The following is a 24,226-nucleotide window of genomic DNA, read 5'->3' on the forward strand; positions in this document are numbered from 1 at the left end:
GCCTCCAGGCCTTGTAATCTTGTTGACCGTGACCACCGAGCAGACCGTCGACGACCCGAACGCCTACGACTTCCGTCGTCTCCAGGAGAAGTGGCAGCCCCGCTGGGAGGAGCTCGGTCTCTTCACCACCGACCTCGACGACACGCGTCCGCGGAAGTACATCCTCGAGATGTTCCCGTACCCGTCCGGCGACCTGCACATGGGCCACGCGGAGAACTGGGCGCTCGGTGACTTCGTGGCGCGGTACTGGCGGCAGCAGGGCTTCAACGTGCTGCACCCGATCGGCTGGGACTCGTTCGGCCTGCCCGCCGAGAACGCGGCGATCAAGCGCGGGGTCGACCCGAAGGACTGGACCTACGCGAACATCGAGCAGCAGAAGGCGTCCTTCAAGCGCTACGCGCCGTCGTTCGACTGGACCACCGAGATCCACACCTCGGACCCCGAGTACTACAAGTGGAACCAGTGGCTGTTCCTCAAGATGTACGAGAAGGGGCTGGCGTACCGGAAGGACAGCTGGGTCAACTGGGACCCGGTGGACCAGACCGTGCTCGCGAACGAGCAGGTGCTGCCCGACGGCACCTCGGACCGCTCCGGCGCCGTCGTCGTCAAGAAGAAGCTCACGCAGTGGTACTTCAAGATCACCGAGTACGCCGACCGGCTGCTCGACGACCTGAACCAGCTCGAGGGTCGGTGGCCGGCAAAGGTCATCGCGCAGCAGCGGAACTGGATCGGCCGGTCCGTCGGCGCCGACGTCGACTTCGTGATCGAGGGTCGCGACGAGCCCGTCACGGTGTTCACCACGCGGCCGGACACCATCCACGGGGTGACGTTCCTCGTCGTCGCGCCGGACTCCGACCTGGCTGCTGATCTCGTTTCGTCGGCGCCTTCGTCGGTTCGGGATGACTTCGATGCCTACCTGACCGCGACGCAGAAGACGTCCGAGATCGACCGGCAGAACGCCGACCGCCCGAAGACGGGCGTGCCGCTCGGGCGCTTCGCGATCCACCCGCTGACGGGGGAACGCCTGCCGATCTGGGCCGCCGACTACGTGCTCGCCGACTACGGCCACGGCGCGGTCATGGCGGTCCCCGCGCACGACCAGCGTGACCTCGACTTCGCGCGGGCGTTCGACCTGCCGGTCCGGGTCGTGGTCGACACGAACGCAGCGGTCACCGGGGCGATCCCGGTGATCACCCCCGACATGGAGCTCCCGGACCTGGACCCCGCGTCGACGGGCGAGGCGCTGACCGGCCAGGGGCGGATGATGAACTCCGGGCCGCTCGACGGCATGTCGAAGCAGCACGCGATCTCGGCCGCCATCACGCTGCTCGAGGAGCGCGGGACGGGTCGTGCCGCGAAGACCTACCGGCTGCGCGACTGGCTCATCTCCCGCCAGCGCTTCTGGGGCACCCCGATCCCGATCATCCACGGCGCCGACGGCACCGAGCACCCGGTGCCGATGGACCAGCTGCCGGTGCGACTGCCCGACACCGAGGGACTCGACCTCAAGCCCAAGGGCACCTCGCCGCTCGGCGGTGCCACGGACTGGGTGAACGTGCCGAACCCGGTCGACGGCACGCCGGCGCTCCGGGACACCGACACGATGGACACGTTCGTTGACTCGTCGTGGTACTTCCTGCGCTTCCTGGCGGCGAACGACGATACGCAGGCCTTCGACCCCGCGGTCGCGCGCAAGTGGGCCCCGGTCGACCAGTACATCGGTGGCATCGAGCACGCGATCCTGCACCTGCTCTACGCCCGGTTCGTCACCAAGGTCCTGTTCGACCTCGGGTACCTCGACTTCACCGAGCCGTTCTCGGCGCTGCTCAACCAGGGCATGGTGCTGTCCGGCGGCTCGAAGATGTCGAAGTCGAAGGGCGGCGTCTCGCTGGGCGACGAGCTCGACGCGAACGGCGTCGACGCCATCCGCCTGGTGATGGGCTTCGCCGGCCCGCCGGAGGACGACATCAACTGGGAGGACGTCTCCCCGTCCGCATCCGCGCGGTTCCTGGCACGGGCCTACCGCCTGGCGCTCGACGTCACGTCGTCGCCGGACGTCGTGTGGGCCGACGGCGACCGAGCGCTGCGCCAGGTCACGCACCGGTTCCTGGCCGATGCGCCCGGGATGATGGAGTCGTTCAAGTTCAACGTCGTGATCGCACGGCTGATGGACCTGGTGAACGTCACCCGCAAGGCGATCGACAGCGGTCCCGGCGCGGGCGACCCCGCCGTCCGCGAGGCCGTCGAGACCATCGCCCTCGGACTCAGTGTCTTCGCGCCGTACACCGGTGAGGAGATGTGGGAGAAGCTCGGGTACGAGGCCACCGTCGCCACGTACGGCTGGCGGAAGGCCGACCCGACGCTGCTCGTGCAGGACACCCTGACGGCGGTCGTGCAGGTCAACGGCAAGGTGCGTGACTCGTTCGAGGTGTCGAAGTCGATCGACCCCGCCGACCTGGAGTCGCTGGCCCGGGGGTCGGCGAACGTGCAGCGGTACATCGGGGACCGGGAGATCGTGAAGGTGATCGTGCGGGCGCCGAAGCTCGTGAACATCGCCATCAAGGGCTGAGTCCGGTCGGCTGGGGCCGCGTGCTGTCGTCGGGGGCTGCGCGCGGTCGTCTGGGGCCGCGTGCGGTCGGCGGGGGCTGCGAGCGGTCGGCGGGGCTGCGCGCGGTCGTCTGGGGCCGCACGCCCGGTCGTCCTCCACAGGGGGATGTCGAGCGGTGCCCGTCCACCGGTCGTCGTTCCGGAGCCCGGCCGGGCGGTCGGGCTCCGTAGCGTTCCGGCATGGTTCCTGTTCCCGGAGGTCAGCCCGGTCCCGACGACGATCGGTCACGCTGGGCGGCGATCGCGCTGTCGCCCCGGGCAGCCGTCGTGCTCGCCGCGGTGGTGGTCGGGGTCTCGGTGGTGGTCGTGCTGCTGGGCGCGTTGTCCGACCGGGGCGGTCGGGTCGACGGTCGTGACGGCTCCGGCGGGTCCGTCGGCGCGGTGACGGTCACCGGAGCGCCCGGAGCGGTGTCCGGTACTCCGGCCCCGAGTCCCGCGGCGTCGTCGGGGCCGTCCGGCCCGGTCGTCGTGCACGTCGTCGGTGCGGTGCGTCGGCCCGGGGTGGTCGCGCTCGGCACCGGCAGCCGGGTGTCCGCCGCGATCGACCGTGCCGGCGGGGCGTCCGACGACGCGGACCTGGCGCGGCTCAACCTCGCCCGCGTCGTCGTCGACGGTGAGCGGTTGTACGTGCCGAAGGCGGGGGAGACCGAGATCCCGACGGCGCTCGACGCGCAGGGCGGCACCGGTGGGACCGGAGCGTCCGGCGGTGCTGCCGGGGGAGGCGCCGACGCCGTGGTCGACCTGAACGCCGCCGACCAGTCGACCCTCGAGACCCTGCCCGGCATCGGGCCGTCCCTGGCCGGGCGGATCCTCGCCTGGCGCGAGGAGCACGGTCGGTTCAGCACGGTGGAGGACCTCCTCGACGTCAACGGGATCGGCGACGGTCGGTTCGCCGACCTCCGCGACCGCGTCCGGGTCTGACGACGTGGACCTCGCGCCTGGTGTCGTCGACCTGCGCGTCGGTGTGCCCGTCGCGCTCGCGTGGATCTGTGCGGCGCTGCTCGTCGGCGGTCCGGAGGTCGCGGTGCCGGTCCTGCTCGCCTCCGTCGTCACCGTGGGCGTGTGCCTCGTCGTGCTCGTCCGCTGCCCCGGGTTCCGCGTGCTCGTCGGCCTGGTGCTGACCACCGGTGCGCTGTGCGGGCTCCTCGCCGTGGCAGTGGTCGTCGGGGACGCGCGGCGGCACCCGGCGGCGCTCGACGACGCCCTCGGGCGCCGGGTACCCGTCGAGGTGGTGCTCGGTCGCGACCTCGCCGTCGGGGACCGCTCCGTGGTCGGCACCCTGGAACGTGTCGGTGAGGTCAGCGGACTCCGGGTACCCGTGCGGATGGTGCCGAACACGGTCCCCGACCCGATGGCCGCTGGTGCTCGGGTGTACGGCACCGCGACCGTCGAGTCGGACGAGCCGGGCAGCACGACGGCGTCGGTCGTGTTCCTCCGAGGTCCTCCGACCGTCGACCCGCCCACGGGCCTGCTCGCCGGGACCGACCGTGCACGGCGGGCGTTCGTCGCGGTCACCGGTGCGCTGCCGGAGCCGGGCGGGTCGCTGCTCCGCGGACTCGCCATCGGGGACCGCAGCGGACTCGACCCGTCGACCCAGGCCGCCATGGAGACCTCGGCGCTGACGCACCTCACCGCGGTGTCCGGTGCCAACTGCGCGGTCATCGTCGGTCTGGTCGTCGTCCTCGGGCGGGTGCTCGGGCTCCCTCGGCTCGCCCGCGCCGGTGCCGCGGTCGCCATGCTGCTCGCGTTCGTGGTGCTGGTGCGTCCGGACCCGTCGATCGTGCGCGCGACCGTGATGGCGGTCGTGGTGCTCGTCGTCCACCTCGCCGGGCGGCCGGTCCGCGGCGTCCCGCTCATCGCCCTCGCCGCGATCGGGATGCTCGTCGTCGACCCCTGGTACTCCCGCTCGTTCGCGTTCACCCTGTCGGTGCTCGCGACGAGCGGGATCGTCGTGCTCGGCCCGGCGCTGACCGCGGTGTTCGCCCGGAGGATGTGGACGCCCCTGGCCGCCGCCCTCGCCGTACCGGTCGCAGCGCAGCTCGCGTGCTGGCCGGTGACGATCCCGCTCGCCGCTGCGCTGCCGACGTACGCGGTGCCCGCGAACCTGCTCACCGAGCCGCTCGCCCCCGTCGTCACCGTGGTCGGACTGGGGGCCTGTCTGCTCGCACCCCTCTGGCCCTGGGGCGGGTCGGTGCTCGCCGCCGTGGCGTGGGTGCCGGCGACGGCGATCGGTGGTGTGGCGCACGGAGCGGCTGCGCTGCCGTACGCGTCGGCGCCCTGGCCCGGTGGTGCGGCCGGGGTCGCGTCGGCTGCCGTCGTCAGCGCGAGCGTCGCCGTCGCCGTCCTCGTGCCACCGGTGGCCCGCGTGCGGCTCCTGCTGCTCGCCGGGGTCGTGGTGGCGGTGGGCACCGCGACCGTCGCCGTCCCCGTCCTCGTGGTCCGGGCCGGTCTGCCGACGGACTGGTCGATCGCCGCCTGCGACGTCGGCCAGGGCGACGCCGTCCTCGTGCGGGGTGGCGGCCCCGACGACGGCGTCGCGCTCGTCGACACCGGGGACGACCCGGCACGGCTCGAGTCGTGCCTCGATCTGCTGGGCATCCGCCGGATCGACCTGCTCGTGCTGACGCACTTCGACCGCGACCACGTCGGCGCCGTCGACGTCGTGGCGGGACGGGCCGCGTCGGCGCTGGTCGGGCCGGTCGGGCGACCGGAGGACGAGCGGGTCGTCCGGTCGCTCGAGGACGCGGGCGTCGACGTCCGCCGCGCCGACGACGCCACGTCGGGCACCCTCGGAGCCCTGCGCTGGCGCCTGCTCTGGCCGCAGGCAGGTTCACGGGACGCAGGCAACGACGCGAGCCTCGTACTGGCGACCGAGCCGGGGCCGCAGTGCTCGACGTGCGTCTCCGGGCTGTTCCTCGGGGACCTGGGGGAGTCCGCGCAACGTCGGCTGCGCGCCGTGGTCGACGAGGTCGGCGGCGGGTCAGGCGGCGTCGGCCGGGTCGAGCTCGTCAAGGTCGCTCACCACGGCTCCGCCGACCAGGACCCGGTGTTGTACCGACAGCTCGCCGCGACCGTGGGGCTCATCGGCGTCGGCGCCGACAACACGTACGGACACCCGACCCGATCGGCGCTGACCATGCTCGACGACGCAGCCACCGTCCCGTACCGCACCGACCTGCAGGGGACCGTGGTCGTCGGTCGGGCCGGACCCGATGCGTTGCGGGTGTGGACAGAGCGATCGGGGTCGGCGGTCGCCCGTAGGATCGAGGCATGGCCGCCAAGAAGCCCGCACGCGCCGCTGCGAAGATCGACCAGGTGCCCTGGTCGGGCATCCGTCCGGCGCCGGTCGTGCTCATCACCGGGCCCGAGGCGTTCCTGGCCGAGCGAGCGAGCAGCGTCCTCCGCGACCTCCTCGTCGGTGAGGACCCTGCGCTCGAGGTGCACGACCTCGAAGCAGACCAGTACACACCCGGCCTGCTCGCGACGTTGGCGAGCCCGTCGCTGTTCGGCGAACCACGACTCGTCCGTGTCACCACTGTCGAGAAGTGCACCGACGCGTTCATCACCGAGACGATCTCCTACCTCGGGGCCCCGGCCGACGACGTCACGTTGGTGCTGCGACACGGTGGGGGTGTCAGGGGGAAGAAGCTCCTCGACACGATCCGCAGCGGCGTCGGCGGCGGGGTCGAGGTGCAGTGCGACGAACTCAAGCGTGAGACCGACCGGATCGACTTCGTCCAGGCCGAGTTCCGTGCCGCTCGGCGCAGGATCGCGCCGTCGGCGGTGCGGACCCTCGTCGCGGCCTTCGCGGACGACCTGGCCGAGCTGGCGGCGGCGTGCCGGCAGCTCCTCGCCGACGAGGCCGAGGAGATCACGGACAAGGTCGTCGACAAGTACTACGGCGGACGCGTCGAGACGAACGCGTTCAAGGTCGCGGACATCGCCCTCGCGGGCCGTTCCGCGCCGGCGATCGTCGAGCTGCGGCACGCGCTGTCCACGGGTGAGGCACCGGTGCCGATCGTCGCAGCGTTCGCGAGCAAGATCCGCACGATGGCGAAGGTCAGCGCCTTCCGGGGGCCGAGCGGTCAGGCGGCGTCGGCGCTCGGCATGGCGCCGTGGCAGGTGCAGCGTGCGCAGCGCGACGTCTCAGGGTGGAGCGAGGCCGGTCTGGCCAACGCCATCATCAGCATCGCCGAGGCGGACACCGCGGTGAAGGGCGGGTCCCGCGACGCCCACTACGCGCTCGAGATCATGGTGCGCACCATCGCCCGTCGCGGCGAGTCGCGCTGACGCAGCCCGGCTGACGCGCCCGCGCCGACCCGCCCGCACTGACCCGCCCGCGCCGACGCGCCTGCGCCGACGCGCCTGCGCCGACGCGCCTGCGTTCACGCGCCTGCGCTGACGTGCCCGCGCTGACGCGCCTGCGCTCACGCGCCTGCGCTGACGCGCCTGCGGTCGAGCGTCCGCATCCGCATCGCTCGCGCCTCGCCGAGATCGCACTTCGACGAGTTCTCGGGCCGACGATCCCGGTCATCGTGCGATCTCGGGAGACGCACGCACCGCACCCGACGCTGCACGGCACCGCCCAGGGCCCGCCGCGAGACTTCGCCGCCGCACGGTGCCCGCCGAGATCGCACTCCGGGGGCGCTCCGTCGAGCGCGTCACAACGAAAGTGCGATCTCGACGGAGGTGGGCCCGAGACTCGCGCAGGGCGGGCCGAGACTCGCCGGAGGCGGCCCGAGCCTCGCGCTGAGCGACAGTCCTCGCGCCGATCCGGTCGAGAACTGTCGCCTAGGCCGAGACTCGCCGCGCACCGCGCCCCCACCGCACCGCACCGCCCCGCGCCGCACCGCAGCCGCACCCCGCACCGCAGCCGCACACCGCCTCGGAACGACGAAAGCCCCGCACCGAACGGTGCGGGGCCTTCGGACCAGAAGGGTCAGTGCGTCAGAGCGACGCGACCTTCTTCGCGATGGCCGACTTGCGGTTCGCGGCCTGGTTCTTGTGGATGACGCCCTTGCTCACGGCCTTGTCGAGCTTCTTCGACGCGAGGGTCAGGGCCGCGACGGCCTTGTCCTTGTCGCCGGCGACGACGGCCTCGTTCGTGTGACGGATGACCGTCTTGAGCTCCGAACGGTAGGCCTTGTTGCGCTCCTGGGCCTTGAGGTTGGTCTTGATGCGCTTGATCTGCGACTTGATGTTCGCCATGTGTTGCTCCTGTTGTCTCTGACGGGTGGTCGCGACCGCTGGGTAGAGGGGCCCTTGGTCGCATCGCGTTCCACCCGTGGGCGACGGAACGCGGAAGTCCAGCCAGCTACATTACCAGGCCGACCCCGCATGGCCAAAGCACCGAAACGCCGGAAACCGCCCCGCAACACGGGTTCGCTACCGTGACGAGCATGCCATCGCTCGCACCCCGGATCGAGACCGTGCCCGCCTCCGGAATCCGCCGGGTGTTCGAGCAAGCCGCACTGATGCGGGCCAGCGGCACGACCGAGCCCGACATCGCGATGCTCGTGATCGGCGAACCTGACGTCCCGGTCGCCCCGCACATCGGCGACGCCGCCCGCCGCGCCTGGTCGGAGGACCGGACCGACTACACCCCGAACGGCGGCATCGCCCCGCTGCGGGAGGCGCTCCGCGAGAAGCTCCGCCGCGAGAACCGGATCGAGGTCGACGTCGAGCAGATCTGGATGACGATCGGCGCGACGCAGGCGCTCTTCCAGGCGATGACCCTCGTGCTCTCGCCCGGCGACGAGGTGCTCGTGCCGGACCCCGGGTACACGACCTTCACGATGAACGCGCACATCATCGGGGCGACGCCGGTGCCGTACCGGCTCGAACCCCAGCACGGCTTCGAGCCGGACCTGCAGGCGCTCGAGGCGAGCATCACCGAGCACACGCGCGCGATCGTCGTGAACTCGCCGTCGAACCCGCTCGGCTCGGTGTTCGGCGAGGAGACCCTCCGCGACCTGCTCGCCCTGGCGAAGCGGCACGACCTGTGGGTGATCAGCGACGAGGTCTACGAGTACTTCACCCACGGCACCCGGCACGTCAGCCTGGCGAGCCTCGACGAGGACGACCGGGTGTTCACGGCGTTCTCGCTGAGCAAGACGTACGCGATGACCGGTGTGCGGGTCGGGTACCTCGTCACGCCGAAGGGGCTCGGCCCGGTGATGCGCACCACCCAGGAGGCGATGATCAGCTGCGTCGCCGAACCCGACCAGTGGGCGGCGCTCGCGGCGATCGTGGGGGACCACCAGTCGGTGCAGGACGCCCGGGAGCACTACCGCGCCAACCTCGACGTCGCGAAGGAGGTCCTCGACGCGGCCGGTATCCGGTACCTCGACCCGCGGGGTGCGTTCTACCTCTGGATCGACGTGTCCCACGTCTCGCAGGGCGACGTCGCCGAGTGGGCGCTCGCCTTCCTGCACCGTGAACGGGTCGCGGTCGCGCCGGGGAGCGCGTTCGGCCGCACCGGCGAGGGCTGGATCCGGGTCTGCCTGGCGGCGACCCCGGCGGACCTGCGCCGCGGCCTCGGTGCGCTGCCGGCTCCGGCGCGCGCGCACGTCTGATTACCGGACGGGAGGCGCGGCTCGCCTCCACCACGTCCCGCACCGTGCGAGGTCGGCGCGACAGCGTGCGCGGTCGCGTCCAGCGTGCGGGGGAGCGCGGGTGCCACGGTGCGCGGAACCCCGCACACTGCGGACGGCGCCACCCGCCGAGCGCCGCGGTGCGCGCCGCCGACGCGCGGACGTGGGAGAATCGTTCGACCGTCCGACACACCCCGAGGAACCGTGAGCCCACAAGCATCCGCGCCGCTCGAGCCCGCCTCGACGCCGGCCGACGCGATCCGCAACTTCTGCATCATCGCGCACATCGACCACGGCAAGTCCACGCTGGCCGACCGCATGCTGCAGATCACCGGCATCGTCGAGGACCGTGCGATGCGTGCGCAGTACCTCGACCGCATGGACATCGAGCGCGAGCGCGGCATCACGATCAAGTCCCAGGCGGTGCGCATGCCGTGGGAGCTCGACGGCCAGACGTTCGCCCTGAACATGATCGACACGCCCGGGCACGTGGACTTCTCGTACGAGGTGTCCCGGTCCCTCGCCGCGTGCGAGGGCGCGATCCTGCTCGTCGACGCGGCCCAGGGCATCGAGGCCCAGACGCTCGCGAACCTGTACCTCGCGCTCGAGAACGACCTCGAGATCATCCCGGTGCTCAACAAGATCGACCTCCCCGCGGCCGAGCCGGACAAGTACGCGGCGGAGCTCGCGCAGCTCATCGGCGGCAAGCCGGAGGACGTCCTCCGGGTCTCCGGCAAGACCGGTGTCGGCGTGCCGGAGCTCCTCGACCGTGTGGTGCGCACCGTGCCGGGCCCCGTCGGTGACGTCGACGCCGCGCCGCGCGCGATGATCTTCGACTCGGTCTACGACAGCTACCGCGGTGTCGTGACGTACGTCCGCATGATCGACGGCACGATCCACCCGCGCGAGAAGGTCCAGATGATGTCGACCAGGTCGACGCACGAGATCCTCGAGATCGGTGTGTCGTCGCCGGAGCCGAAGCCCACCAAGGGGCTGTCGGTCGGCGAGGTCGGCTACCTCATCACCGGTGTGAAGGACGTCCGCCAGTCGAAGGTCGGCGACACGGTCACGACGGCGCAGAAGCCCGCGACCGAGCCCTTGGCGGGCTACACCGACCCGAAGCCGATGGTGTTCTCGGGCCTGTACCCGATCGACGGCTCCGACTACCCGGACCTGCGCGAGGCGCTCGACAAGCTCAAGCTCTCCGACGCGGCACTCGTGTACGAGCCGGAGACCTCCGTGGCGCTCGGCTTCGGCTTCCGCTGCGGCTTCCTCGGACTGCTCCACCTCGAGATCATCACCGAGCGCCTCAGCCGCGAGTTCGGCCTCGACCTCATCACCACCGCCCCGAGCGTGATCTACGAGGTCACCAACGAGGACAACACCGTGACCGAGGTCACGAACCCGTCGGAGTTCCCGGGCGGCCGCATCGTCGAGGTCCGCGAGCCGATGGTCCGCGCGGCCATCCTCGCGCCGAAGGACTACGTCGGCGCGATCATGGAGCTCTGCCAGTCGCGTCGCGGCTCCCTGCTCGGCATGGAGTACCTCGGTGAGGACCGCGTCGAGATCCGCTACGAGATGCCCCTCGGCGAGATCGTCTTCGACTTCTTCGACCAGCTGAAGAGCAAGACCCAGGGCTACGCGTCGCTCGACTACGAGCCCACCGGTGACCAGGCGGCGGACCTCGTGAAGGTCGACATCCTGCTGCAGGGCGAGCAGGTCGACGCCTTCAGCGCGATCGTGCACCGCGACAAGGCGTACGCGTACGGCACGCTGATGACCGAGCGGCTCCGGAAGCTCATCCCGCGCCAGCAGTTCGAGGTCCCGATCCAGGCAGCCATCGGCGCGCGCATCATCGCTCGCGAGAGCATCCGGGCGATGCGCAAGGACGTCCTCGCGAAGTGCTACGGCGGTGACATCACCCGCAAGCGCAAGCTCCTCGAGAAGCAGAAGGAGGGCAAGAAGCGCATGAAGATGGTGGGCCGTGTCGAGGTCCCGCAGGAAGCCTTCATCGCGGCGCTCTCCGGCGACGTCGAGGAAAAGAAGAAGTAGCGCCGAAAGCAGCAGGAGCGGCTACGCCCGGGCGGCGCGCGCCCGCAGGGCGGCCAGGCCGAGGGCCGGGAGGCTCGCGGCGGCCAGTCCGGCCAGCGCGGTCCGCAGGATGACGAGTCCGGCGACGGCGTCGTAGTCGTCCTGTCCGGCGGCGGCGATGCCGGCCACCACGGCACCGACCACCATCGCCAGCGTCGCCGCCCCGAGCACCGTCGGCAGCGCGGGTGCCCGGTGCCGACGCACGGCGAGGACGAGCGTCACCCCGAAGAGCAGCACGCCGACGCCCGCGCTGCACGCCGCGAACACCGCGATGGCGTTCGCCGTGTCGAACCCGACCGGACCGAACGCCGGTGCGGGACCGTACCGGGCGGGACTCCCGAGCCCCGCGGTCGCCCACCGGACCGCCGCACGGGCGGTCGTCGCGAGCCCGAACGCGGCCAGCGTCAGGACGGCGAACGCGGCCGTCGTGCGGTCGACGGACCGACGGCGGGCGGGGGTGGGGCTGAGCACGGACCAACGATAGGGGCGTGGCGGACGGGTGTCGGGCCTCCAGTTCGGGGCGCGCGGAGAGCGGACAGCGCGCCCCGCACCCGAGCCGGACTCGGTTCGATGCGGACCGGACTGCGCCAGTAGGCTGGCGTCCATGAGTTCCCGCGGCAGCTACCGGACCGCCCTGACGTACGGAGCCGTGGGTGCGACCCAGGCGCCGGACCTCATGACGTACCCGCCGGAGGGGTTCACCCCGACCGAGTCGCGGGCCCGGATCGGACACGGCGACCAGCGCTTCGAGACGGCGGTGACGCAGGCCCTGACGTGGCAGATCCAGGAGCGCAGCGGCATCCGCGTGCAGGTCGAGGACCAGCCCGACGACGACGAGGTCCGCTACAACCCGGTGACCTTCGACGATGCCGGTGTGCCGATCGCACCCGCGTCGATCGGGACGCCGCGCGTGGAGAAGTTCGCCCCGGACGGCACGCCGCTGGTCACGGCCGGCACGACCGCGAACCTCACGATGCACGCCTTCGGGCAGACCGTGCAGGCTCCGGTGCGGGTGGTGTCGATCATCGACGAGCACGACCGCAGGGGCTTTGCGTACGGCACGCTCGAGGGGCACCCGCTCTCCGGTGAGGAGTCGTTCGTCGTCGAGCGGACGCCGGACGGTTCGGTGTGGCTGCAGATCCGGCAGTTCTCGCAGCCGTCGAGCCGGAAGTGGCAGTTCGTCGCGCCGCTGCTGCGTCGGCAGCAGAAGGCGATGGCCGAGAAGTACCTGGTGGCGCTCCGCGGCGACTAGGTCCGCAGCGGGGGCAGCGCGGCGATCGCGTCCTCGATGAGCCGCGCGTCGTCGATGCAGTTTCGTGCGATCGTGACGGCACCCGTGGCCCGGAGCGACGCGACGTCGTAGACGCCCGTCGCGACCGCCAGGAACGGGATGCCGACGGCGTCCGCCGCCTCGCCGTCCCGCGGGGTGTCCCCGACGATCACCGCGCGGGTACCGGCCAGGGCGGCCGCTGCGCGGGCGGTGACCCCGGTCCGTTCGACCTCGGTGTCGCCGAAGAACGAGTGCTCCCAGTCGAACGCGGCGACGTCGAAGCCGGCGCCCTCGAGCTTCACGCGGGCACGGTAGGCGGAGTTCCCGGTGAGCAGGCCGTTCCGCCAGCCGAGCTCGGCGAACCGTGCCACCAGGGCGACGGCGCCCGGGGCGGGGCTGCGGTGGTCGCCGGAGCGGTGCCGTTCCTCGGTGAGGTCGCGCAGGTGGCTGCTGACGGCCGGGATCAGGTCGTCGTGCAGGTCGTGGGCGCGGACGTGTTCGGCGATGAGCCCGGCGTCGGTGCGGCCGTGCTGGTGGCCGACGCGCAGCACGAGGTCGCGGCCGACCGCCCGCTCGAGCGCGAGGTGGTACAGGTTGCCCGGCGACGAGGCGTTCATCACGAGGGTGCCGTCGATGTCCCACAGCACCGTGGTGGGGACGGTGTGGTGCTCCATGCCTCCATCATGACGGACAATGGAGTCCATGCCGAGTGCTCTCCCGATCGCCGATCCCGCTCCCGCGGACGGCTTGATCACCCCGGCGTCCGGAGCAGGCGACGTCCCCTTCGGCGTGTACGTGCACGTGCCGTTCTGCCGGGTCCGCTGCGGCTACTGCGACTTCAACACCTACACGGCGTCCGAGCTGCGCGGGGTCCGTCGGGACGACTACGCCGGGCACGCCGTCCGCGAGATCGAGTGGGCGGCCCGGGTGCTCGACCGGTCGGGCGTGCCGCGGCGCCCGGTGTCGACGGTGTTCTTCGGCGGAGGCACCCCGACGATGCTGCCGGCGTCCGACCTGGTGATGATCCTGCGGGCGATCGACGACACCTGGGGCATCCTGCCCGGCGCGGAGGTCACGACCGAGGCGAACCCGGACTCCGTCGACGAGTCCTCGTTGGCGACGCTCCGCGCGGGTGGCTTCACGCGGGTCAGCTACGGCATGCAGTCGGCGGTGCCGCACGTGCTGGCGACCCTCGACCGGACGCACGACCCGGAGCGGGTGCCGCTCGTCGTGGACCTGGCGAAGCAGCAGGGTCTCGACGTGTCGCTGGACCTCATCTACTCGACGCCGGGGGAGTCGCTCGCCGACTGGCGGACCTCGCTGGACGCCGCCCTGGCCTGTGAGCCGGACCACGTGAGCGCCTACTCGCTCATCGTCGAGGACGGCACAGCGATGGGCCGCATGGTCGCGCGCGGTGAGCTGCCCGCGCCGGACGACGATCTCGCAGCCGACATGTACGAGCTCGCCGACCAGGTCCTCGGCGATGCCGGGTACTCCTGGTACGAGGTCTCGAACTGGGCCCGCGGCGACCAGCACGCCAGCCGGCACAACCTGTCCTACTGGAAGGGCCACGACTGGTGGGGCGTCGGCCCGGGCGCGCACTCGGCGGTCGCCGGGACCCGCTGGTGGAACGTCAAGCACCCGGCCGCGTACGCGAACCGGGTGCTGTCCGGCGAGTCCCCGGCCGCCGGGCGCGAGACCCTCGACGACGAGACCCGGTACGTCGAGCGCGTCCTGCTCGCGGCGCGGGTCCGCGGTGAGCTCGCCACCACCGAGCTCGGCCAGGAGGCCCGTGGCCGGGTCGCCGGCCTCATCGCACGTGGGCTCGTGGACGGTCCTGCCGCGGTGCGAGGACGCATCGACCTGACCCTGCAGGGTCGCCTGCTCGCCGACGCGGTGGTGCGGGAGCTGCTCGACTAGGCCTTGATGAACTCGATCGAGAGCGGGTAGCGGTAGAACTCACCTCGGTTCGCGGCGACGGCGGCCATGACCCCGAAGACGACCGTCAGGACGAACACGATCGGCGCGAGGACCGCTCCGATGAGCACGATCGAGAGCACGCCGCACGCCGCGTACGCGATCGCGACGGTGATGTGGAAGTTCAGCGCGACCCGGGTGTGCTCGCGGACGAACCCGCCGCGGTCGCGGAGCACCAGGTAGGCGACGAGCGGCACGACGAAGTTGAAGAAGATGCCGCCGACGTGCGTGAGCGTCGCCCAGAGGCGCTGGTCCTCGGGCGACATCGGCCGCGGGGGTTGGTAGCCAGCGGGGTACTGGGGGCCGCCGGGCTGCTGTCCGTAGGTCATGCCGGAAGCGTACCGACCGGGTGTGGAGAAGTCCCGGTCGGTCGGAGGTCGGGCGTAGGATCAGCAGTCGACACGTCCGAGTGCCAGAACGAGTGGAAGGGGTCCGGGTGGTCAGCGAACGCAGCCTCGAGGTCCTCAAGGCCATCGTGCGGGACTACGTCGCGTCGCGCGAACCCGTCGGCTCGAAGACGATCGTGGAGCGGCACGCCTTCGGGGTGAGCGCCGCGACGATCCGGAACGACATGGCCCAGCTCGAGGACGAGCAGCTCATCGCCGCGCCGCACACCTCGTCCGGTCGCGTGCCGACGGACAAGGGCTACCGCGTGTTCGTCGACCACCTCGCCGGTGCCCGGCCGCTCACGAGCGCCCAGCGGCACGCGATCGAGACGTTCCTCGGGGCACCGAACGACCTCGACGAGGTCCTCGGGCGGACCGTGCGGCTCCTCAGCCAGCTCACCAACCAGGTCGCCCTCGTGCAGTACCCCTCGATGGTGCGCGCACGGGTGCAGCACGTCGAGCTCGTGCGCCTCGGCGACAACCGATTGATGGTCGTCCTGATCACCGACACCGCCCGGGTCGAGCAGCGCGTCGTCGAGACCGACGTGGTGCTCGACGAGGGCGCCCTCGCCGAACTCCGGACGGTCGTGAACGGCGCCTCCGTCGGACTGCTGCTGCAGGACGTCGCGACGGCGCTCCGTGCGGTGCCCCAGCAGATCCGCCCGGACGCCCAGCCGCTCGCCGGGGTGGTCGTCGCGACGCTCATCGAACAGGTGGCGGCGAACCGGCAGGACCGCCTCGTGATGGCCGGCGCGGCCAACCTCGCCAAGAGCGAACAGGACTTCTCCGGTGGGTTGTTCCCGGTGCTCGAGGCGATCGAGGAACAGGTGACCCTGCTCCGGTTGTTCGGGGAGATGCAGATCGACGACGTCGCCGTGGCGGCCCGGATCGGCGTGGAGAACGCCGAGTACGGGCTCGACGCGACGAGCATCGTCGCCGGCGGGTACCTGGCCGGCGGCGAGGTCGCCCGGCTGGGCGTGCTCGGGCCGACCCGGATGGACTACGGCACGAACATGGCCGCGGTGCGCGCCGTCGCACGGTACCTGTCCAAACTCCTGGGCGAACATTGACCGACCCGCCCCGCGCCCGACGCGCAGGGTCCAGCGGACGCGATCCGCGCCTCCAGACCGATCCGCGGCGACCGCCGCACCGAACCGAAACCGACTGAGGGATACGTGGCAGACCACTACGACGTCCTCGGCGTCCAGCAGGACGCCTCCGATGCCGACATCAAGAAGGCCTACCGCCGGCTGGCGCGTGAGCTGCACCCGGACGTGAACCCGAGCCCGGATGCCGCCGAGCGCTTCAAGGACGTGACGCACGCGTACGACGTGCTGAGCGATCCCGAGCAGCGCCGCCGGTACGACGCCGGCCCCCAGGCCGACAGCCCGTTCGGCGGCGGCGCCGGTGGCTTCAGCGACATCTTCGACGCCTTCTTCGGTGGTGGTGGTGGCGGTGGCCGCGGCAACGGGCCGCGCAGTCGTGCCGAGCGTGGCCAGGACGCCCTGCTCCGCATCGACGTCGACCTCGACGAGGTCGTCTTCGGCACCCACAAGGACGTCGAGGTCGACACCGCCGTGCTGTGCGAGACGTGCCACGGCTCGTGCTGCGCGCCGGGCACCAGCCCGCGGACGTGCGACATCTGCGGCGGCACCGGGCACATCCAGCGTCAGGTCCGTTCGCTCCTCGGCAACGTCGTGACGAGCGCCCCGTGCGGCACCTGCCGGGGCTACGGCACGGTCATCCCGAACCCGTGCCCGACGTGCCAGGGCCAGGGCCGCATCCGTGCCCGCCGCACCGTGCCGGTCGACGTCCCCGCCGGTGTCGACTCCGGTCTGCGCCTGCAGATGCCCGGACAGGGCGAGGTCGGCCCGGCCGGTGGCCCCTCCGGTGACCTGTACCTCGAGATCCGCGTCCGGCACCACGACGTGTTCAGCCGCGACGGCGACGACCTGCTCGCCACGCTCGAGGTCGCGATGACCGACGCGGTGCTCGGCACCACGACGACGATCGACGGGCTCGACGGTCCGGTCGAGCTCGAGATCCGGCCCGGCGTGCAGAGCGCCGACGTCCTCGTGCTGAAGGACCGCGGTGTCACCAAGCTGCGCGGCAACGGCCGTGGCGACCTGCGCGTCGGCGTCCAGGTCGTCACGCCGACGAAGCTGTCGCACAAGGAGCGGCAGCTCGTCGAGCAGCTCGCGAAGTCGCACAAGGCCGCCGCACCGCAGCTCGCCCGCTTCCAGCAGGGCATGTTCGGCAAGCTCCGCGACCGGTTCTTCAACCACTGATGGCGTCGCTCTACCTCGTCGGGTCGCTCGACGGCGTGACCGTCGGCGGACAGGTGTCCCTCGACGGGGCGGAGGGCCGGCACGCGGTGTCCGTCGCCCGGGTACGGGTGGGGGAGACGCTGCGCATCGGCGACGGTCGCGGCACCGTCGTCGTCGGGCCGGTGGTCTCGACCGAGCGCGACTCGCTGGTGCTCGACGTGACGTCGGTCGACGTCGCGCCGGCACCCTCGCCGACCCTCACGCTCGTGCAGGCACTCGCGAAGGGCGGCCGGGACGAGATGGCGGTGCAGGCCGCGACCGAGATCGGCGTCGACCGGATCGTGCCGTGGTCGGCGGCGCGGAGCGTCTCCCGGTGGGAGGGCGCCAAGGTCGAGAAGGGCCGGGCCCGCTGGGCGGCGATCGCGCAGGAGGCGTCCAAGCAGGCGATCCGGTCACGGGTCCCCGGTGTGGACGACCCCGTGACGACGATGCAGCTGGCCGGCTTCCCGGACGCCCGGCGGGCCGTGCTCGTGCTCGACCCGGTCGGCGCCGTGCGGCTCTCCGCCTGGGAGCCGCCGGCGGACGTCGCCGAGATCGTCCTGGTCGTCGGACCCGAGGGCGGGATCGACGGCTCGGAGTTCGACCGGCTCGTGGCGGCCGGTGCCGTGCGGGTGCGCCTCGGGGACACCGTGCTGCGGACGTCGACTGCGGGGCCCGCGGCGTTGGCGGTGCTGCAGACGCGGCTCGGGCGCTGGTAGCCCGATCGGGAAGGACCGGCGTCGGTGACGGGTTCTACGATGGAGCCATGAGCACCAGCACGCCCAGCGTCTTCTCCAAGATCATCGCGCGCGAGATCCCGGCGACCGTCGTCGCCGAGGACGACCGCGTGATCGCGATCGAGGACATCGCACCCAAGGCCCCCGTCCACGTGCTCGTCATCCCCAAGAAGGAGGAGTACGCGAACGTGTCCGAGCTCGCCGCGGGTGACCCGGACCTCCTCTCCCACGTGGTCGCCACCGCGCAGCGCATCGCCGACGAGCGCGCCGACGGCCAGTTCCGACTCGTCTTCAACACCGGCGAAGCAGCCGGTCAGACCGTGTTCCACGTGCACGCGCACGTACTCGCAGGTGAACTGCAGGAAGGCACCCTTGCCGGCTAACGAACCAGCACCCTCCCAGACCGACCACACCGAGACGGACGTCACCGTCGAGATCCAGGTCGACGGCATCGCCATGGTCCAGCTGCTCGGTCCCCAGGACCGGCTGCTCAAGACCGTCGAACGGCAGTACCCGGGTGTGCGGGTGCTCGTCCGGGGCAACGAGGTCTCGTTGTCCGGGCCCGAGCGCGACGTCGCCCGCGCGCACGCCCTCGTCGACGAACTCGTCGGGATGGTCAAGCGCGGTCAGGACATCGGGCCGTCGGACATCCCCGTCTCCGCGAAGCTCCTCGACGAGGACCGCAAGCCGTCCGACACGTTCGGTACCCCGATCGTGTCGAGCCGCGGCAAGTCCGTGCGTCCGAAGACCGACGGGCAGCGGGCGTACGTCGACGCGATCGACGAGCACACCATCACGTTCGGGATCGGCCCGGCCGGCACCGGCAAGACCTACCTCGCGATGGCGAAGGCCGTGCAGGCACTGCAGCGTCGCGAGGTCACCCGGATCATCCTCACGCGCCCGGCGGTCGAGGCCGGCGAGCGGCTCGGCTTCCTGCCCGGCACGCTCACCGACAAGATCGACCCGTACCTGCGACCGCTGTACGACGCGCTGAACGAGATGATGGACCCCGAGCTGGTGCCGAAGCTCCTGGCGGCGGGCACGGTCGAGGTCGCTCCGCTCGCCTACATGCGCGGACGGACGCTCAACGACTCGTTCGTGGTCCTCGACGAAGCGCAGAACACGACGCCCGAGCAGATGAAGATGTTCCTGACCCGCCTCGGCTTCGGCTCGAAGATGGTCGTCACCGGTGACATCACCCAGGTCGACCTGCCCGGCAACCTGTCCGGGCTCCGGCTCGTCACGCGGATCCTGGACAAGGTCGACGACATCCACTTCGCCCGGCTCACGAGCGAGGACGTCGTCCGGCACACGCTGGTCGGCCGGATCGTCGACGCCTACACCGTCTACGACGAGGAGCGCCTCGCCGAGCAGTCCGGGTACCGCCCGGGCGGCCGCGGGAACGCTGCCACGCCGAACCCCGCCGGCGCGAACCGTGCCGAGCGACGGGGACGTCCGCCGCAGGACCGCCAGCGCTCCCCGTACCCGCAGAACGATGCCCGAGGAGGCAACCGGTGAGCATCGAGCTCAACAACGAGTCCGGCGTCGAGGTCGACGAGGCCGCCATCCAGCGCCTCGCCGCCTTCGCGCTCGACGCGCTGCACGTCCACGCCGACGCGGAGCTCGCGATCGTGCTCGTCGACGAAGGGGCGATGGAGCAGCTGCACGTCCGTTGGATGGACGAGCCCGGCCCGACGGACGTCCTGAGCTTCCCGATGGACGAGCTCCGTCCCGGCACCGAGGACGAGCCGACACCGGCCGGTCTGCTCGGCGACATCGTGCTCTGCCCGCAGGTGGCCGAGGAACAGGCGAAGACCGCCGGGCACTCGAGCACCGACGAGATGCTCCTGCTGACGTGCCACGGCATCCTCCACCTCCTCGGGTTCGACCACGCCGAACCCGACGAGAAGGCCGAGATGTTCGGGCTGCAGGGCGAGATCCTCACCGCGTTCGCCGCCCAGCGCCGAGGACGGTGAACTGATGCTGCTCGTCGCCGGCCTGCTCGCGGTCGCGTTCGTGCTGGTCGTCGTCGGCGGCCTGCTCGCCGCGTCCGACGCCGCGCTGACGGTGCTGTCCCGCGCCGACCTCGACGAGATCGCCCGGGGCAGCAAGCGCCGACGGGCGATCGAGGCCATCGGCGACGACGTCGGCGCGCACGTCAACGCGCTGAACTTCTTCCGCGTCCTCGCGGAGACGGCGGCTGCCGTGCTCGTGGCGATCGCCCTCGTCATGGTGTTCGACACCTGGTGGGTGGCGCTCATCGTCGCCGCGGCGATCATGACCGCGGTGTCGTTCGTGCTCGTCGGGTCGAGCCCGCGCAGCGTCGGACGCGCCCACGCCGAGGCGCTCATCGCCGCCACCGGCGGTCTCGTCCGCGGCGTCCGCATCGTGCTCGGGCCGCTCGCCGGGCTGCTCGTCGCCATCGGGGACCGCGTGACGCCCGGTCGTGGCGGCAGCGCCTCGACGGTCTCGAGCGAGGAGCAGTTGCTCTCGCTCGTCGACGAGGCGACCGAGAGCAACGTGCTCGAGCAGGACGACCGCGAGCTCATCCACTCGGTCTTCGAGTTCAGCGACACCCTCGTGCGCGAGGTGATGGTGCCGCGCACGGACATGCTCACCGTCGACGGGTCGGACACCCTCGCCGCGGGCATGGAGCAGTTCCTCGCCGCCGGCGTCTCCCGCATGCCGGTGACGGGCAAGGACAGCGACGACGTGCTCGGCGTGCTGTACCTGCGCGACGTCTCCCGTGCGCTCTACGAACGGCCGGGCTCCGGTGCCGAGCGCGTCACCACCCTCCTGCGTCCCGCCGAGTTCGTGCCGGAGTCGAAGGCCGCCGACGACACCCTCCGGCACATGCAGGTCGCCAAGAACCACCTCGTGCTCGTGGTCGACGAGTACGGCGGCGTCGCGGGGCTCGTCACGATGGAGGACCTCATCGAGGAACTCGTCGGGGACATCTCCGACGAGTACGACCGCGCCGTCGTCGACCGGGTCGAGGTCGAGCCCGGCCTGTGGCGCATCTCCGCCCGACTACCCGTCGACGAACTCGGCGACCTGTTCGGCATCGAGCTCGAGGACGACGACGTCGACACCGCGGGCGGCCTCCTCACCAAGGAGCTCGGCCACCTGGCGGTGCGCGGCGAGACCGTCACGGTCTCCGGCGTCGTGCTCACGGCCGACCGGGTCGAGGGCAAGCGCCGACACCTCATCACCGTGCTCGCCGAGCGCACACCGGAACTCGCCGGCGTCGAGGAAGCCTTCGACGACGCAGCACCCACCACGACGGGAACCACGCACGCATGACCGACACCACGTCCTCCGCACCCGAGGGGCCCTACCGCGCCGGCTTCGTCTCCTTCGTCGGCCGCCCGAACGTCGGCAAGTCGACGCTGACAAACGCGCTCGTCGGCGAGAAGGTCGCGATCACCTCGTCGAAGCCGCAGACCACGCGGCGTGCCATCCGCGGCATCGTGCACCGGCCGAACGGGCAGGTCATCATCGTGGACACCCCCGGTGTGCACCGCCCGCGCACGCTCCTCGGCGAGCGGCTCAACGACCTCGTGCAGTCCACCCTCGGCGACGTCGACGTGATCGGGTTCTGCGTGCCGGCGAACGAGCCGATCGGCCCGGGCGACAAGTTCATCAACGACACGCTCGACCAGTACCCGCGCGCGAAGAAGATCGCGATCGTGACGAAGATCGACCGGACCCCGAAGGACAAGGTCGGCGAGCAGCTCCTCGCCGTCTCGCAGCTCCGGGAGTGGGACTCGATCATCCCGACGTCGGGGACGAAGGGGATCCAGCTCGAGGTCCTGCTCGACGAGATCACGGCCCTGCTGCCCGAGTCCCCGCAGCTGTACGACGCGTCCACCGTCACCGAGGAGACGGACGAGGAGCGCATCGGCGAACTCATCCGCGAGGCAGCGCTCGAGGGCGTCCGCGACGAGCTCCCGCACTCGCTCGCGGTCGTCATCGAGGACATCGTCGAACCGGACGAGGACGACGACGCCGACGGGCCCCTGCGCATCTTCGCGAACCTGTTCGTCGAGCGCGACAGCCAGAAGGCGATCGTCATCGGGCGGAAGGGCGAGCGCCTCAAGGACGTCGGATCGCGCGCCCGCACCGAGATCGAGGCACTGCTCGGCGGCCGCCACGTGTACCTGAACATCCGGGTGAAGGTGGCCAAGGAGTGGCAGCGCGACCCGAAGCAGCTCGGCCGGCTCGGTTTCTGACCCGACCGGCTGCGGACGTCACTCCAGAGGCGGACGCGCGCCGTGCCTCCAGGCCGTAGCGTGGAGGCGTGTTCCGTCCCATGCTGCGCGCGCAGGTCATCACCGACGTGGTGGTCGCCGTGGTGCTCGGCGCGCTCGTCATGGTGGCGTCGGCGCGCGGACTGGACTCGCCGCTCGCCCTGCTGACCGTCGTCGGCATGACCGGCGCGCTGGCGATCCGGCGCCTCTCGCCGGGTCTGGCACTCGGCATCGCCTGGGTGTTCGCCGTCTTCGAGATGGTGACCGGGCAGGACCCGGACCTGTCGAACGTCTTCATCGCAGCCGTGATGTACACGACCAGCGCGTACGGCAGCCGTCGGGTCCGGACCGCCGGCCTGGTGTCCGCGATCGGCGGCTCCCTCGTCGCGGCCGGGTACCTCGGCTGGCAGGACTACCAGATGCGGCTCGGGATCCAGACGGCGTCCGGGCCGGAACTGGAATCGCTGCGGGTCACGGTGGCGTACTTCGCCGGCATCCTGCTCCTGCTGCTCCTGCCGTGGCTGGGCGGACTGGTCCGTCGGGTCCGGCGGTCGGCGAGCATGAGCCGCGAGGCCCAGCTCGTCGCCGAACGCGACGCCGCACGGGCCGACCGGGCCGTCGCCGTGGAGCAGGAGCGGGTCCGCATCGCCCGGGACATGCACGACATCGTGGCCCACTCGCTGGCCGTCGTGATCGCCCAGGCGGACGGCGCGCGCTACGCGCTCAAGGCGGACCCGGCCATCGCCGACGAGGCCCTCGGCACGATCTCGACCACGGCCCGGCGGGCCCTCGGCGACGTCCGGGAGCTCCTCGGTGCGCTCCGACACGAGCAGGGCACCGCACCGACGCCGGAGATCGACGACATCGAACGGCTCGTCGGGGAGATGCGCGAGGTCGGACTCGACGTCCGGGTCGAGCGCGAGGGGGACCCGGAGGGGTTGCCGACGTCCACGCAGCTCGCCGTCTACCGGATCGTCCAGGAGAGCCTGACGAACGCGTGGAAGCACGGGGAGCCGGGTGCTCCGGTGCACGCAGCGCTCACCTACCGGCCGGACACGGTGGAGATCACCGTGGTGAACCGGCGCGCCGACGACGGCACCCGTGGCCCCGGCACCGGGCACGGTCTCGTCGGGATGCGCGAACGTGCCACCATGACCGGCGGCACGATGACCGCGGGTCCGCGGGGCTCCGACTTCGCGGTCGCGGTCCGGATGCCGGCCGTCCCCGCGAGCGGGCAGATGCCGCGCGGGCTCGTGCCGACCGCACCGCCCACCACCACCACCACCTCGACCCACCAGGAGCGCACCGGCCGATGAACGACACCCCGATCCGCGTCGCGCTCGTCGACGACCAGGCCCTGTTCCGCACCGGCATCCGGATGCTGATCGATTCGCAGGCCGACCTGCAGTTCGTCGGCGAGGCCGGCGACGGCGCCGAGGGCGTGGAGCTCGTGCGACGTGGCCGACCGGACGTGGTGCTCATGGACGTCCGGATGCCCGTGATGGACGGCATCACCGCCACCGCACGCATCGTCGAGGACAGCGGCACCGACGGCGCGAAGGTCCTCGTGCTCACGACGTTCGACTTCGACGAGGCGGCGGCGAAGGCGATCCGCGCCGGAGCGAGCGGCTTCGTGCTGAAGGACGCCGACCCCGAGTTCCTGCTCGCCGCGATCCGCACGGTGCACGCCGGCACCGCCGTCTTCGCGGCCTCGGCCACCCGCGAGCTCCTGCGCCGCTACGAGGACGCGAGCGAGCAGGCAGCGTCGGTCCCGGCAGCGTTCGCCGACCTCACCCCGCGCGAGCGGGAGATCTTCGACCTCGCCGCACGTGGCTTCAGCAACAGCGAGATCGCGCAGCACGAGTACGTCAGCGAGGCGACCGTGAAGACCCACATCTCGCGGGTCCTCACGAAGCTCGAGTTGCGCGACCGCGTGCGGCTCGTCGTCTTCGCCCACGAGCACGGACTGGTGGCCAAGGCGGACTGAGCGTCATCCGCTCGGATGATCC

The 24,226-nt window shown here is 71.6% G+C and carries 21 protein-coding genes and 1 pseudogene; 18 read left to right on the forward strand and 4 right to left on the reverse strand.

Annotated elements, in window-relative coordinates; genetic code table 11:
• The first annotated feature begins 28 nt into the window (after window positions 1-28).
• The 4 genes and pseudogenes from leuS (at window position 29) to holA (ending at window position 6,897) form a co-directional block, all read left to right on the forward strand.
• Window positions 29-2,569, forward strand: coding sequence for a leucine--tRNA ligase (leuS, locus tag ACRQ4B_RS09900; protein ID WP_439691269.1), 2,541 nt, complete (start codon window positions 29-31; stop codon window positions 2,567-2,569).
• Window positions 2,570-2,787: 218 nt separating this feature from the next.
• Window positions 2,788-3,528, forward strand: coding sequence for a helix-hairpin-helix domain-containing protein (locus ACRQ4B_RS09905; RefSeq protein ID WP_439691270.1), 741 nt, complete (start codon window positions 2,788-2,790; stop codon window positions 3,526-3,528).
• Between the two features lie 682 nt (window positions 3,529-4,210).
• A pseudogene (locus tag ACRQ4B_RS09910) lies at window positions 4,211-5,224 on the forward strand (ComEC/Rec2 family competence protein); the annotation flags it as partial.
• A 653-nt stretch (window positions 5,225-5,877) separates the two neighbouring features.
• Window positions 5,878-6,897 (forward strand): DNA polymerase III subunit delta, encoded by a 1,020-nt coding sequence (holA, locus tag ACRQ4B_RS09915; RefSeq protein ID WP_439691272.1) that lies wholly within the window; start codon window positions 5,878-5,880, stop codon window positions 6,895-6,897.
• A 657-nt stretch (window positions 6,898-7,554) separates the two neighbouring features.
• On the opposite strand, the gene rpsT is transcribed toward holA, so the two are convergent.
• On the reverse strand, window positions 7,555-7,815 hold the full coding sequence (gene rpsT, locus ACRQ4B_RS09920; RefSeq protein WP_022905736.1) for a 30S ribosomal protein S20: 261 nt from the start codon (window positions 7,813-7,815) through the stop codon (window positions 7,555-7,557).
• A 191-nt stretch (window positions 7,816-8,006) separates the two neighbouring features.
• Between rpsT and ACRQ4B_RS09925 the strand changes: the two genes are divergently transcribed.
• Both ACRQ4B_RS09925 and lepA read left to right on the forward strand, forming a co-directional pair.
• The gene (locus ACRQ4B_RS09925) at window positions 8,007-9,182 is read left to right on the forward strand and encodes a pyridoxal phosphate-dependent aminotransferase (protein ID WP_439691274.1); all 1,176 of its coding nucleotides are present in this window, start codon (window positions 8,007-8,009) and stop codon (window positions 9,180-9,182) included.
• Between the two features lie 222 nt (window positions 9,183-9,404).
• On the forward strand, window positions 9,405-11,252 hold the full coding sequence (gene lepA / locus ACRQ4B_RS09930; RefSeq protein ID WP_439691276.1) for a translation elongation factor 4: 1,848 nt from the start codon (window positions 9,405-9,407) through the stop codon (window positions 11,250-11,252).
• 21 nt (window positions 11,253-11,273) lie between these two features.
• On the opposite strand, the gene ACRQ4B_RS09935 is transcribed toward lepA, so the two are convergent.
• Window positions 11,274-11,762, reverse strand: coding sequence for a hypothetical protein (locus ACRQ4B_RS09935; RefSeq protein WP_439691277.1), 489 nt, complete (start codon window positions 11,760-11,762; stop codon window positions 11,274-11,276).
• 133 nt (window positions 11,763-11,895) lie between these two features.
• Between ACRQ4B_RS09935 and ACRQ4B_RS09940 the strand changes: the two genes are divergently transcribed.
• Entirely contained in the window at window positions 11,896-12,543 is a 648-nt protein-coding gene (locus ACRQ4B_RS09940; protein ID WP_439691278.1) for a DUF1990 family protein, read from the forward strand.
• On the opposite strand, the gene ACRQ4B_RS09945 is transcribed toward ACRQ4B_RS09940, so the two are convergent.
• A complete protein-coding gene (locus tag ACRQ4B_RS09945; RefSeq protein WP_439691279.1) occupies window positions 12,540-13,235 on the reverse strand; it encodes an HAD family hydrolase in 696 nt (231 codons plus the stop codon). The genes ACRQ4B_RS09940 and ACRQ4B_RS09945 overlap by 4 nt on opposite strands.
• 28 nt (window positions 13,236-13,263) lie before the next feature.
• On the opposite strand from ACRQ4B_RS09945, the gene hemW reads away from it, so the two are divergent.
• Window positions 13,264-14,481 (forward strand): radical SAM family heme chaperone HemW, encoded by a 1,218-nt coding sequence (hemW, locus tag ACRQ4B_RS09950; RefSeq protein WP_439691281.1) that lies wholly within the window; start codon window positions 13,264-13,266, stop codon window positions 14,479-14,481.
• Here the strand turns inward: hemW and ACRQ4B_RS09955 are convergent.
• A complete protein-coding gene (locus ACRQ4B_RS09955) occupies window positions 14,478-14,867 on the reverse strand; it encodes a DUF4870 domain-containing protein (protein ID WP_439691283.1) in 390 nt (129 codons plus the stop codon). The two genes, hemW and ACRQ4B_RS09955, sit on opposite strands and share 4 nt — an antisense overlap.
• A gap of 107 nt (window positions 14,868-14,974) precedes the next feature.
• Here ACRQ4B_RS09955 and hrcA point away from each other — a divergent pair, with 107 nt between their 5' ends.
• The 10 genes from hrcA to ACRQ4B_RS10005 all read left to right on the forward strand — a co-directional run bounded on the left by hrcA (window position 14,975) and on the right by ACRQ4B_RS10005 (window position 24,204).
• On the forward strand, window positions 14,975-15,994 hold the full coding sequence (gene hrcA, locus ACRQ4B_RS09960; protein ID WP_439691285.1) for a heat-inducible transcriptional repressor HrcA: 1,020 nt from the start codon (window positions 14,975-14,977) through the stop codon (window positions 15,992-15,994).
• A 105-nt stretch (window positions 15,995-16,099) separates the two neighbouring features.
• Complete coding sequence (gene dnaJ, locus ACRQ4B_RS09965; RefSeq protein ID WP_439691286.1) at window positions 16,100-17,212, forward strand: molecular chaperone DnaJ; 1,113 nt, start codon at window positions 16,100-16,102, stop codon at window positions 17,210-17,212.
• The gene (locus ACRQ4B_RS09970) at window positions 17,212-17,949 is read left to right on the forward strand and encodes a 16S rRNA (uracil(1498)-N(3))-methyltransferase (protein ID WP_439691287.1); all 738 of its coding nucleotides are present in this window, start codon (window positions 17,212-17,214) and stop codon (window positions 17,947-17,949) included. The genes dnaJ and ACRQ4B_RS09970 overlap by 1 nt, the downstream gene beginning before the upstream one ends.
• A gap of 47 nt (window positions 17,950-17,996) precedes the next feature.
• Entirely contained in the window at window positions 17,997-18,350 is a 354-nt protein-coding gene (locus ACRQ4B_RS09975) for a histidine triad nucleotide-binding protein (protein WP_439691289.1), read from the forward strand.
• Window positions 18,340-19,485 carry a PhoH family protein gene (locus ACRQ4B_RS09980; protein WP_439691290.1) on the forward strand — a complete coding sequence of 382 codons (1,146 nt, stop codon included), beginning with the start codon at window positions 18,340-18,342 and terminating at the stop codon, window positions 19,483-19,485. Before ACRQ4B_RS09975 ends, ACRQ4B_RS09980 begins: the two co-directional genes overlap by 11 nt.
• Window positions 19,482-19,943, forward strand: a complete 462-nt coding sequence (gene ybeY, locus ACRQ4B_RS09985) for an rRNA maturation RNase YbeY (RefSeq protein WP_079235757.1) — start codon at window positions 19,482-19,484, stop codon at window positions 19,941-19,943. Before ACRQ4B_RS09980 ends, ybeY begins: the two co-directional genes overlap by 4 nt.
• 4 nt (window positions 19,944-19,947) lie before the next feature.
• Window positions 19,948-21,270, forward strand: coding sequence for a hemolysin family protein (locus tag ACRQ4B_RS09990; RefSeq protein ID WP_439691292.1), 1,323 nt, complete (start codon window positions 19,948-19,950; stop codon window positions 21,268-21,270).
• The gene (gene era, locus ACRQ4B_RS09995) at window positions 21,267-22,199 is read left to right on the forward strand and encodes a GTPase Era (RefSeq protein ID WP_439691294.1); all 933 of its coding nucleotides are present in this window, start codon (window positions 21,267-21,269) and stop codon (window positions 22,197-22,199) included. The genes ACRQ4B_RS09990 and era overlap by 4 nt, the downstream gene beginning before the upstream one ends.
• A gap of 68 nt (window positions 22,200-22,267) precedes the next feature.
• Entirely contained in the window at window positions 22,268-23,533 is a 1,266-nt protein-coding gene (locus ACRQ4B_RS10000; RefSeq protein ID WP_439691296.1) for a sensor histidine kinase, read from the forward strand.
• A complete protein-coding gene (locus ACRQ4B_RS10005) occupies window positions 23,530-24,204 on the forward strand; it encodes a response regulator (protein ID WP_439691297.1) in 675 nt (224 codons plus the stop codon). Before ACRQ4B_RS10000 ends, ACRQ4B_RS10005 begins: the two co-directional genes overlap by 4 nt.
• The last annotated feature ends 22 nt before the right edge of the window (window positions 24,205-24,226 follow it).

Origin of the sequence: Curtobacterium sp. SP.BCo (assembly GCF_051903265.1) — a bacterium.
Lineage (GTDB): Bacteria > Actinomycetota > Actinomycetes > Actinomycetales > Microbacteriaceae > Curtobacterium.